The 11,032-nt window shown below is 73.9% G+C and carries 11 protein-coding genes; 6 read left to right on the top strand and 5 right to left on the bottom strand.

Annotation, left to right across the window (positions count from 1 at the left end):
- Window positions 1-36 precede the first annotated feature (36 nt).
- Window positions 37-1,419, bottom strand: coding sequence for a glycine--tRNA ligase (locus HCN52_RS16660; RefSeq protein ID WP_168089249.1), 1,383 nt, complete (start codon window positions 1,417-1,419; stop codon window positions 37-39).
- Window positions 1,420-1,593: 174 nt separating this feature from the next.
- Here HCN52_RS16660 and HCN52_RS16665 point away from each other — a divergent pair, with 174 nt between their 5' ends.
- The 4 genes from HCN52_RS16665 to HCN52_RS16680 all read left to right on the top strand — a co-directional run bounded on the left by HCN52_RS16665 (window position 1,594) and on the right by HCN52_RS16680 (window position 4,904).
- Window positions 1,594-2,691 carry a metal ABC transporter substrate-binding protein gene (locus HCN52_RS16665; protein ID WP_168089250.1) on the top strand — a complete coding sequence of 366 codons (1,098 nt, stop codon included), beginning with the start codon at window positions 1,594-1,596 and terminating at the stop codon, window positions 2,689-2,691.
- Window positions 2,692-2,747: 56 nt separating this feature from the next.
- Window positions 2,748-3,503 (top strand): metal ABC transporter ATP-binding protein, encoded by a 756-nt coding sequence (locus HCN52_RS16670; protein ID WP_168089251.1) that lies wholly within the window; start codon window positions 2,748-2,750, stop codon window positions 3,501-3,503.
- Between the two features lie 43 nt (window positions 3,504-3,546).
- Entirely contained in the window at window positions 3,547-4,416 is an 870-nt protein-coding gene (locus HCN52_RS16675; protein ID WP_168089252.1) for a metal ABC transporter permease, read from the top strand.
- A 74-nt stretch (window positions 4,417-4,490) separates the two neighbouring features.
- The gene (locus HCN52_RS16680; RefSeq protein WP_168089253.1) at window positions 4,491-4,904 is read left to right on the top strand and encodes a Fur family transcriptional regulator; all 414 of its coding nucleotides are present in this window, start codon (window positions 4,491-4,493) and stop codon (window positions 4,902-4,904) included.
- A gap of 79 nt (window positions 4,905-4,983) precedes the next feature.
- Here HCN52_RS16680 and HCN52_RS16685 read toward each other — a convergent pair whose 3' ends face one another.
- The 3 genes from HCN52_RS16685 to HCN52_RS16695 all read right to left on the bottom strand — a co-directional run bounded on the left by HCN52_RS16685 (window position 4,984) and on the right by HCN52_RS16695 (window position 7,479).
- The gene (locus HCN52_RS16685; RefSeq protein WP_168089254.1) at window positions 4,984-5,826 is read right to left on the bottom strand and encodes an isoprenyl transferase; all 843 of its coding nucleotides are present in this window, start codon (window positions 5,824-5,826) and stop codon (window positions 4,984-4,986) included.
- A 186-nt stretch (window positions 5,827-6,012) separates the two neighbouring features.
- On the bottom strand, window positions 6,013-6,828 hold the full coding sequence (gene recO / locus HCN52_RS16690) for a DNA repair protein RecO (RefSeq protein ID WP_168089255.1): 816 nt from the start codon (window positions 6,826-6,828) through the stop codon (window positions 6,013-6,015).
- Between the two features lie 162 nt (window positions 6,829-6,990).
- A complete protein-coding gene (locus tag HCN52_RS16695) occupies window positions 6,991-7,479 on the bottom strand; it encodes a MarR family winged helix-turn-helix transcriptional regulator (RefSeq protein ID WP_209314633.1) in 489 nt (162 codons plus the stop codon).
- A gap of 116 nt (window positions 7,480-7,595) precedes the next feature.
- On the opposite strand from HCN52_RS16695, the gene HCN52_RS16700 reads away from it, so the two are divergent.
- Window positions 7,596-8,084: a hypothetical protein gene (locus tag HCN52_RS16700; RefSeq protein WP_168089256.1), complete on the top strand. Its 489-nt coding sequence runs from the start codon at window positions 7,596-7,598 to the stop codon at window positions 8,082-8,084.
- A gap of 79 nt (window positions 8,085-8,163) precedes the next feature.
- Here the strand turns inward: HCN52_RS16700 and HCN52_RS16705 are convergent, their stop codons facing one another.
- A complete protein-coding gene (locus HCN52_RS16705; protein ID WP_168089257.1) occupies window positions 8,164-8,934 on the bottom strand; it encodes a response regulator transcription factor in 771 nt (256 codons plus the stop codon).
- 257 nt (window positions 8,935-9,191) lie between these two features.
- On the opposite strand from HCN52_RS16705, the gene argS reads away from it, so the two are divergent.
- Window positions 9,192-10,988, top strand: a complete 1,797-nt coding sequence (argS, locus tag HCN52_RS16710; RefSeq protein WP_168089258.1) for an arginine--tRNA ligase — start codon at window positions 9,192-9,194, stop codon at window positions 10,986-10,988.
- The last annotated feature ends 44 nt before the right edge of the window (window positions 10,989-11,032 follow it).

Consider the following 11,032-nt stretch of genomic DNA (forward strand, 5'->3'; position numbering starts at 1 on the left):
GGCGCGGGGCCGGCTGCCGCCGGTCCCGCGCGCCGCTCAGCAGCCGAGCAGTCGGCTGCCCAGGTAGGACTCGATCTGGTCGAGCGAGACCCGCTCCTGCTTCATGGTGTCGCGCTCGCGCACGGTCACCGCGTTGTCGTCGAGGGTGTCGAAGTCGACGGTGACGCAGAACGGGGTGCCGATCTCGTCCTGGCGACGGTAGCGGCGGCCGATGGCGCCGGCGTCGTCGAACTCGATGTTCCAGTTGTTGCGCAGCGTCGCCGCGAGGCCGCGGGCCTTCGGCGAGAGCTGCGGGTTGCGGGAGAGCGGCAGCACGGCCACCTTGACCGGCGCCAGGCGCGGGTCGAGGCGCATCACGACGCGCTTCTCCAGCTTGCCCTTGGCGTTCGGCGCCTCGTCCTCGATGTAGGCGTCGAGGAGGAAGGCCAGCATCGCGCGGCCGACACCGGCGGCGGGCTCGATGACGTAGGGGGTCCAGCGCTCGCCGGCCTCCTGGTCGAAGTAGGCCAGGTCCTGGCCGGATGCCTTGGCGTGGGCGCCCAGGTCGTAGTCGGTGCGGTTGGCGACGCCCTCCAGCTCGCCCCACTCGCTACCGCCGAACTGGAAGCGGTACTCGATGTCGGCGGTGCGCTTGGAGTAGTGGGAGAGCTTCTCCGCCGGGTGCTCGTACCAGCGCATGTTGGACTCCTGGAGCCCCAGGCCGCGGTACCAGTTCCAGCGCTGCTCCATCCAGTACTCCTGCCACTTCTCGTCCTCGCCCGGCTTGACGAAGAACTCCATCTCCATCTGCTCGAACTCGCGGGTGCGGAAGATGAAGTTGCCGGGCGTGATCTCGTTGCGGAAGGACTTGCCCATCTGCGCGATGCCGAACGGCGGCTTCTTGCGCGAGGTCTGCTGCACCTGGGCGAAGTTGGTGAAGATGCCCTGGGCGGTCTCGGGGCGCAGGTAGGCGACCGAGCCGGAGTCCTGGGTCGGGCCGAGGTGCGTGGCGAGCAGGCCGGAGAACTGCTTGGGCTCGGTGAAGGCGCCCTTGTTGCCGCAGTGCGGGCAGTTGACGTCGGCCAGGCCGTTCTCGGGGAGGCGGCCGTGCTTGGCCTCGTACGCCTCCTCCAGGTGGTCGGCGCGGAAGCGCTTGTGGCAGGAGGTGCACTCGGTGAGCGGGTCGGAGAAGGTGGCGACGTGGCCCGAGGCCTCCCAGACCTCGGAGGCCAGGATCACCGACGAGTCAAGGCCGACCACGTCCTCCCGAGAGGTGACCATGTAGCGCCACCACTGGCGCTTGATGTTCTCCTTCAGTTCCACGCCCAGCGGCCCGTAGTCCCAGGCGGCGCGCTGGCCGCCGTAGATCTCACTGCACGGGTAGACGAAGCCACGGCGCTTGCTGAGGCTGACGATGGTGTCGATCTTGTCGGCGGCCACGGTGCTCTCTTCAGGACGGCGATGGAGTCGCCCCAGATTACCGGCGTGACATGGCCCATCACCAAATCGGGACGCGGGCTTTGGCCAGCGGGGACCCACCGCCGGGCGGGGCGTGGTGCGCGCGACATCCCACTCAATTGACAACGGTTTCCATCACCCTTGAAAATGGTCGTCATGACCAACGCTCGCAGCTCCCGCCGCCCTCGGATAACCAGGTCGGCCGTGGCCACCTCCGCCGCCCTCTCGGTGCTCGCCCTCGGGGCCTGCGGCACCGACGACAACGGCGGTGGCGGAACCGGCGACGGGGACGGCACCCTCTCGGTGACCGCCTCGTTCTACCCGATGGCCTTCCTCGCGGAGCGCGTCGGAGGCGACCACGTGGACGTCACCACGCTCACCTCCCCGGGCGTCGACCCCCACGACCTGGAACTCAGCCCGCGCCAGATCGGTGCGCTCGGCGAGTCCGACGCGGTCCTCTACATCGCCGGGCTCCAGCCGGCGGTGGACGACGCGATCGAGCAGTCCGGCGTCGAGCACGTCGCGGAGGTCATGTCCTTCGTCAACACCGCCCCGGAGACGGAGGGCGGCGAGGACCACGACCACGCCGACGAGGACGACCACGGCGACGACGACCACGACCACGCCGACGAGGACGACCACGGCCACGACCACGGCGACGACGACCACGACCACGCCGACGAGGACGACCACGGCCACGACGGGCACCACCACGACCACGACCACGGCGACGGCGACCCGCACCTCTGGCTGGACCCGCTGACCTTCGCCGTCGCCGCCGACGGCGTGGCGGACACCCTCGCGGAGGCCGACCCCGACAACGCCGAGGACTACCGCAAGAACGCCGCGGACCTCGCGGACGAGCTTCGGGCGCTGGACGAGGAGTTCGAGGAGGGGCTCGCCAACCGCGAGACCGACACGATCATCACCACCCACGCCGCCTTCGGCTACCTCGCGGAGCGCTACGGGCTGCGCGAGGAGGCCATCGCCGGTCTGGACCCGGAGTCCGAGCCCAGCGGCGCCCGGATGCGCGAACTGCACGACGTCGCGGAGCGCGACGAGGTGACCACGGTCTTCTTCGAGGTGCTGGCGAGCGACGCCATGGCGTCGACCCTCGCCGAGGACCTCGGCCTGGAGACCGACGTCCTCGACCCGGTCGAGGGCATCACCGACGCGTCCCGCGGCGACGACTACTTCGCGGTGATGCGCGCCAACCTGGAGGCCCTGCAGAAGGCACTGCGCACCGAGGCGTAGGACAATTCCGAGGACGTCCCCGGCAGCGCAGGCCGCCCCGACCCCACGGAGTACCCATGGAGCCCGTCATATCCCTCAGCGGGGTGACCGCCGAACTCGGCGGCCGACCGGTGCTGCGCGGCGTCGACCTGACGGTCGGGCCCGGCGAGGTGGTCGCGCTGCTGGGCCCCAACGGCTCCGGCAAGTCGACCAGCGTCCGGGCGGCCGTCTCCCAGATCCCGCTGACCGGCGGGGAGCTGCGGCTGTTCGGGACGCCGGTCCGCCGGTTCCGCGCGTGGCAGCGGCTGGGCTACGTCCCGCAGCGGTCCACCGCGGCCGGCGGGGTGCCGGCCACCGTGCGGGAGGTGGTCGCCGCCGGCCGGCTGGCACGGCGGGGGCTCCGCCCGCTGGGCCGCGCCGACCGGGCGGCGGTCCGGGACGCGCTGGACCAGGTCGGGCTGGCCGACCGCGCCGGCGACCCGGTGGACTCGCTCTCCGGCGGCCAGCACCAGCGGGTGCTCATCGCCCGGGCGCTGACCACCGCGCCCGAACTGCTGATCATGGACGAGCCGCTGGCGGGGGTGGACCTCGCCAGCCAGCGGATCCTCGCCGACACCCTCCGCGAGCAGGTGGAACGCGGCGTCGCGGTCCTGGTGGTCCTGCACGAGCTGGGCCCGCTGGAGCCGCTGATAGACCGCGCCGTGGTCCTCTCCGGCGGCCGGGTGGAACGCGTCGTGGAACACTCCTCGGAGCTGCCCGCCGACCACGCCTGCCACCCCCACGACGAGCTGGACCCCTCGGTGGTGCCGCCCCTCCAGACCGGCATCCTGTAGCGGCGCGCCGGCTCACGGATACAGCAGCGGAAACGGACGGATCATGCTGGAAGTCCTCGACTACCCCTTCATGCAGCGCGCGCTGCAGGCCGCGCTGCTGATCGGGATCGCCGCCCCGGCGGTCGGCATCTACCTGGTGCAGCGCCGCCAGGCGCTCATGGGCGACGGCATCGGCCACGTCGCGCTGACGGGTGTCGCGCTGGGCTTCCTGCTGTCGGCCAACCCGGTCTGGATGGCGGTCCTGGTGTCGGTCGTCGGCGCGGTCGCCATGGAACTGGTGCGCTCCTCCGGCCGGGCCCGCGGCGACATCGCGCTCGCCATGCTCTTCTACGGCGGCATGGCCGGCGGCGTGATGATCATCAACCTGGCGCCGGGCGGGTCCACCGCCAACCTCACGACCTACCTGTTCGGCTCGGTGAACACGGTCTCCCCGAGCGACATCACCGCGATCATGATCCTCTCGGCGTTCGTGCTGCTGGTCTCGTTCGGGTTGCGGCGCCAGCTGTTCTCCGTCTGCCAGGACGAGGAGTTCGCCCGCGTCACGGGGCTGCCGGTCCGGGCGCTGAACCTGCTGCTCGCCGTCACCGCAGCCGCCACCGTCACCGTCGCCATGCGGGTGGTGGGGCTGCTGCTGGTGAGCGCGCTGATGGTGATCCCGGTCGTGGCCGCACAGCAGCTGACCAGGGGGTTTGCCACCACGCTGGGGCTCTCCGTCGGCTTCGGGGTCCTGGTGTCGCTCTCCGGCACGGTCACCTCGTACTACGCCGACGTCCCGCCCGGCGCGACGATCGTGCTGATCGCGCTGGGCCTGTTCGCCCTCATCGCCGCCGCCGCGGCCCCGCTGTCCCACCGCCGGGCCCGTGCCGCGGCCGCCGGGGCCGCGCGGGAGAGCGAGGTCGTCGCCGCCCCGTGATGTGCTGGCACAATGGCATCCCCGCGCGGGGGCCGTGCGGGTAACAGATCCGAGGATTCTCCGAGGAGGGCATCGTGGTGACGGCAGGACCACCGGTCCGTGGGCGGTCCACGCGTCAGCGGGCCGCGGTGGCGGCGGCACTGGCGGAGGCGGACGAGTTCCGCAGCGCGCAGGAGCTGCACGACCTGCTCAAGCACCGCGGCGACTCGGTCGGGCTGACGACCGTCTACCGCACCCTGCAGTCGCTCGCCGACGCGGGCGAGGTGGACGTGCTGCGGACCAAGGACGGCGAGTCGGTGTACCGGCGCTGCTCCACCGACGACCACCATCACCACCTGGTCTGCCGCACCTGCGGCAAGGCGGTCGAGGTGGAGGGGCCGGCCGTGGAGAAGTGGGCGGACGCGATCGCCGCGGAGCACGGCTTCGTGGACGTCGCGCACACCGTCGAGGTCTTCGGTACCTGCGGCGACTGCGCCGCCGCGCGCTGACCGGAACGCACGGGCCCGGGTCACGACCGAGAGGTCGCGACCCGGGCCCGCCGCACGTCCGCGGCGCGCTGCGCCGACCTCAGCGCCCGTCGGCGGGGGCGGGCGCGGTGACCTCGTTGGGGAGCGCGCCGCCGAAGCGGCGGTCGCGGGAGGCGTACTCGACGCAGGCGTCCCACAGGTTCCGGCGGTCGAAGTCGGGCCAAAGGATGTCCTGGTAGACCAGCTCCGCGTAGGCGCTCTGCCAGATCAGGTAGTTCGAGGTCCGCTGCTCCCCCGAGGGGCGCAGGAACAGGTCCACGTCGGGCATGTCCGGGTGGTAGAGGTACTTCGCGAAGGTCTTCTCGTTGACCTTGCCCGGGTCCAGTCGGCCCGCCCGCACGTCCTCGGCCAGCCGGGCGGCGGCGTCGGCGATCTCCGCGCGCCCGCCGTAGTTGACGCACATGTACAGCGTCATCGCCTCGTTGTCGCGGGTCCGCGCCTCGGCCGCCTGCAGCTTGGTGACGACCGACCGCCACAGCCGCGGCTGCCGCCCCGCCCACCGGATGCGCACGCCCATGGCGTCGAGTTCCTCGGTGCGGCGGTCGATGACGTCCCGGTTGAACGCCATGAGGAAGCGGACCTCGTCCGGCGAGCGCTTCCAGTTCTCGGTGGAGAACGCGTAGAGCGAGAGGTTGCGCACCCCCAGCTCCAGGCAGCCCTTGACCACGTCCAGCACGACGGACTCGCCGATCTTGTGGCCCTCGGTACGGGGCAGGCCCCGGTCCTTCGCCCAGCGGCCGTTGCCGTCCATCACGATCGCGACGTGCCCGGGGACCAGCTCCGCCGGCAGCTGCGGCGGCCGTGCCCCGGAGGGGTGCGGGTCGGGGGCGGCGTAATCGGCGGGCACGCGACGCTGCCGTGACAGCATTCCGCGACGGGCCATGGCAGTGCTCTCTCTCGACGGAGTTCGGCTGAAGCCCGGAGGGCGGGGGGGAACGCCTCGCTCCGGCAGGTGCGAGGGTAGCCGACCGGCGGCGGGCCCACGCGGGGCGGCGGCCGGGAGGAGGCGCCGGCCCGGGACAGCGGCGCGGCAGCAGAGTGCGCCGCGCGGCAGCGGGGCCCGGGGCGCTCAGCCCGGCTGCGGGTGCGCCGCGGGACGCCGACCGGCCGGGACGGCGGGGGCGGGGACGGTGTCGCCGCTGCGGTCGACGTACCGCAGCGAGCGCAGTCCGCGCTCCATGTGCCAGTGCAGGTAGGCGGAGACCAGGCCGCTGCCCTCCCGCCGGTGCCGGGACTCGGCGGCGTCGGCCGTCGCCCAGTCCCCGGTGAGCAGCGCCCCGAGCAGCACCAGCGCCTCCGGCGAGGGCACGACGCTCCCCGGCATCCGGCAGTCGGGGCAGACCGTGCCGCCCGCGGCGACGGAGAAGAAGCGGTTCGGCCCCGGCATGCCGCAGCGGGCGCAGTCGGAGAAGCTGGGCGCGTACCCCGCCACGGAGAGCGACCGCAGCAGGAAGGCGTCGAGCACCAGTCCCGGCGCGGGCTCGCCGGAGGCGAGCACCCGGAGCCCGCCGACCAGCAGCAGGTACTGCTGGATGCCGGGTTCGCCCTCGTGGTCGGTGAACCGCTCCGCGGTCTCCAGCATCACGGTCCCGGCGGTGTAGCGGTCGTAGTCGGTGACGATCGCCTGGCCGTAGGGGGCGATGGTCTCGGTCTGGGTGCACATCGGCAGCCCGCGCCCGACCAGCTCGGCGCCCCGGGCGAAGAACTGCACGTCGACGTGGGTGAACGGCTCCAGCCGGGAGCCGAACTTCGAGGAGGTCCGCCGCACCCCCCGGGCCACGGCCCGCACCCGGCCGTGGCCGCGGGTGAGGAGGGTGATGATCCGGTCCGCCTCGCCCAGCTTCTGGGTGCGCAGCACGATGCCGTCGTCGCGGAACAGAGTCATGCCGCCATTCTGGCGCACGCCCTGCCGTGGCCAGGCGCGCCCCCGGCACGGCTCGCCGGCGGTGCGCCGGCACCCGCGGGCGGCGGGGGGCGGGCTGGGCGGGGCCCGGGTGGGTCGGCCTGTGGCCGGCGCGGCCCGGTGGCCGGCCGTGGGCGGCTGCGGTCAGCGGCGGAGCAGCGAGGCCGCGGCCCGCCCGAGGAGCGCGAGGAGTGCGGCACGGTCGGCGGGCGGCAGGGCGCCGAAGAGGGTGCCGTCGAGCTCGTCGGCGCGGCGGCGGGCCAGCGCGAGCGCCTCCCGGCCCGCGTCGGTGACGCGCAGCTGCGCGGTGTTGCCGCGGCCGGCGGGGCCGAGCCGCTGGACGTGGCCGCGTTCCTCCAGCCGCCGGACGGTGGCGAGCATGCTGGGCGCGGAGACGCCGGCGCGGCGGGCGAGGTCGCTGACCGAGAGGTCGGGCGAGGCGGCGAGGTGGCCGAGGGCACCGACGATCCGCAGCGAGAGGCCGTCGGCGTCGAGAGCGGTGTCGAGTTCGGTGCGGGCGGTGCGGCCGACCACCGCGAGCAGCGCGGTGAGGGAGGTGGCGGGCGGCGGGCCGCCGGCCCCGGGCGGCGCGGGGGCGTCCGGGGGGACGGCGGGGCGGCTGTCGTCGGTCATCCGGTCGCCTCGTCCACGGCACCACGGTAGCCGCCGACGGGACCGGTGCTAGTTTTAGTCAGACTAATACCAGCGGCGCGCCCCGCCCGCTGCGGCCGCCGCCCGAGAGGTGACCCATGTCCACTGTGCTGCTCGTCCTGCACGTCCTCGCCGCGGTGCTGGCCGTCGGCCCGGTGACCGTCGCGGCGAGCGCCTTCCCGCCGAGTCTGCGCCGGGCCGCCGCCACCGCCGCCGAGGACGGCGGCGACGGTCTGGGTCCGGCCCGCGCCCTGCACCGCATCAGCCGGGTCTACTCCTGGGTGGGCATATCGGTCCCCGCCCTCGGCATCGCCACGGCGGTCTCCATGGGGGTCCTCGGCGACGCCTGGGTGCTGGCCTCGCTGACCCTCACCGCGGTCGCCGCCGGAGTGCTGGTGACGCGCGTGCTCCCCGGACAGCAGGAGGCGCTGGAGCTGGCCGGCCGCGGCGACGGGTCGGGCGGGACCGGGCCGGTGCCCGCCGGGACGCTGCGTGCGCTGGGCATGAGCACCGGGGCGTTCTCACTGCTGTGGACGGTGGTGGTGGTCCTGATGATCGTGCGCCCCGGCTCGACCACCGGCGCCTGACCGTACGCCGCCCCGCCGCCCCGTGACCGACCCTGCCGCCGCCGCGCCGGGACGGCGGGGCCACGGCGCGGGTCGCGTCTCAGGCGGAGGGCGTGCCCTGCTCCCCGGCGCGCACCAGTCCCGACTCGTAGGCGGCGATCACCAACTGGGCGCGGTCGCGGGCGCCCAGCTTCCCCATGACCCGGCTGACGTGGGTCTTCGCGGTGAGCGGCGACAACTGGAGGGTGGCGGCGATCTCGGCGTTGTTCAGCCCGCGGCCCACCAGGGACAGCACCTGGGACTCCCGCGCCGACAGGCCGCCCACCGCGGTTCCCGCCCCGGCGCCCGTCGCCGGCGACGGCACCGCGGGCGCGCTCAGCAGCCGGGCGATGAGCCGCCCCGTCGGGCCCGGCGAGAGCAGGGCGTCCCCGGCCGCGACCGTCCGGATCCCCTCCAGCAGCTCCGCGGGCCGGGTGTCCTTCACCAGGAAACCGGACGCGCCGGCCCGCAGCGCTTCCATCACGTGCTCGTCGGTGTCGTAGGTGGTCAGCACCAGGACACGGACCCCGGAGAGCGCCGGGTCCGCCGCGATCCGGCGGGTCGCCTCGATGCCGTCGAGCTCCGGCATCCGGATGTCCATCACCACCAGCGACGGCCTGGCCCGGCGGGCGGCCTCCACGGCCTCACGGCCCGTCGCCGCCTCCCCCACCACCGCCATGTCGGGTGCGGAGCCGATCAGCATCGCGAAGGCGGCGCGCACCAGGGCCTGGTCGTCGGCGAGCACCACCTCGATCGGCCCGGCCGCGCGGCCGGGCGCCGCTGCGCCGCCTGGGGCGCCCGGGGCGGCGTCGGGGGTGTGAGGGGTGTCCATACCCCGAGCGTAGGCCGAGTCCGCGGACCGGGTGCGGCGGACGCCCCGGGACGTCCTCGGGACGTCCTCGGGACGTCCTCGGGACGTCCTCGGCACACCGTGGCGCGGCGGGGCGCCGCGACCTGACATGCTTGACGCCGTGGGCGCGCGGTACGACGGCGGCCGGGCGGCGTCCCGGCGGGCCGGGTGCCGGGTCCCGCACCGACAGGTTCTCCGCGTCGAGCGGCGCGGTTCCCGCACGGAGGAAGTTCGCGGACATGAGTCAGCAGGTTCGGTCACTGGCAGCAGAGGTGGAGGCCGCCGTCTCGGCGGCGATGGGCGCGGTCGTCCCGGCCGACCTGGCCGGTGAGGACCCCCTCGTCCGACGCAGCGACCACGCGGACTTCCAGTCCAACGTCGCGCTGTCCCTCGCCAAGCGCATGGGCGTCAAGCCGCGCGACCTCGCGGAGCAGTTGCGGGAGCGGCTGGCCGGGGTGGAGTGGCTCGCCGAGGTCACCGTCTCCGGCCCCGGCTTCCTCAACATCCGGCTGGCGGACGCCGCCCTGGTGGAGCGGCTCGCCGCCCGCGGCGCCGACGACCGGCTGGGCGTCCGGCGGACCCAGGAGTCCGAGGTCGCGGTGGTGGACTACTCGGCGCCGAACGTCGCCAAGGAGATGCACGTCGGCCACCTCCGCTCCACCCTCATCGGGGACGCGCTGGTCCGGGTGCTCGGCCACCTCGGCGCCGAGGTGGTGCGGCAGAACCACGTGGGCGACTGGGGCACCCAGTTCGGGATGCTGATCCAGTACATCACCGAGCACCCCGACGCGACCTGGCGCGACGCCGACATCGACGGGGCGACGGAGGCCACCGGCAGCGCGGTCTCGGCGCTCGACGGGCTCTACAAGGACGCGCGGAAGGTCTTCGACGCCGACCCGGAGTTCAAGGCCCGGGCGCAGCGCCGCGTGGTGGCGCTCCAGTCCGGTGACGAGGAGACCCTGGCCGCGTGGCGGGAGATCGTCGCCGAGTCGGAGGCCGCGTTCCAGCAGGTGTACAGCCGCCTGGGCGTGCTGCTGACGCGCGACGACGTCGCCGGTGAGTCGTTCTACAACCCGCGGCTGCACGACGTGGTGGCGGAGCTGCAGGAGAAGGGCATCGCGGAGGAGTCGGAGGGCGCGCTCGGCGTCTTCTACGACGACATCCGGGGCCCGGACGACCAGCCGGTGCCGCTGCTGGTGCGCAAGCGCGACGGTGGCTTCGGCTACGCCGCGACCGACCTGGCCGCGATCCGCTACCGGGTGCAGGAGCTGAAGGCCACCCGCGTGCTGTACGTGGTGGACGCCCGGCAGGCGCAGCACTTCGACATGGTCTTCCGCACCGCGCGCCGCGCGGGGTGGCTGGGCGAGGGCAGCGAGGCGGTGCACGTCCAGAACGGCACCATCAACGGCCCCGACGGCAAGCCGTTCAAGACCCGCGCGGGCGGCACGGTCCGCCTGGCCGACCTGCTGGACGACGCCCTGGCGCGGGCGCGCGAGGTGATCGCGGAGAAGGACGCCGAGAAGGGCGCCGAGCTGAGCGAAGAGCGGCTCGACGAGGTGGCCCGGGTGGCGAGCATCGGCGCGGTGAAGTACGCCGAGCTGTCGACCTCGCGGGCGAAGAACTACAACTTCGACGTCGCGCAGATGGTGTCGTTCACCGGGCAGACCGGCGTCTACCTCCAGTACACCCACACCCGCATCGCGTCGATCCTGCGGCGCGCCGAGGCGGAGCAGGCGGGCGCCGCGGCGTTCGACGCCTCGCTGCCGCTGGCGGCGGCCGAGCGTGAACTGGCTCTGCTGCTGGACGAGTTCGGCGCGACGCTGGACGCGGTGGCGAACACCCTGGAGCCGCACCGACTGGCGGGGTACCTCTACACGCTGGCCAAGGCGTACACCGGGTTCTACGAGTCCTGCCCGGTGCTGCGGGCGGACTCCGCGGAGGTCCGCGCCAACCGGCTGGCGCTGTGCCGGCTGACCCGCGACACCCTGGCCTCGGGGCTGGGGCTGCTGGGCATCGAGGCGCCCGAGCGGATGTGACGGCGCGCCGCCCGGCGGCGGCGCGCGGCGGGGCAGGGCGGGGC

Origin of the sequence: Streptomyces bohaiensis (genome assembly GCF_012033785.1) — a bacterium.
Classification (GTDB): domain Bacteria; phylum Actinomycetota; class Actinomycetes; order Streptomycetales; family Streptomycetaceae; genus Streptomyces; species Streptomyces bohaiensis.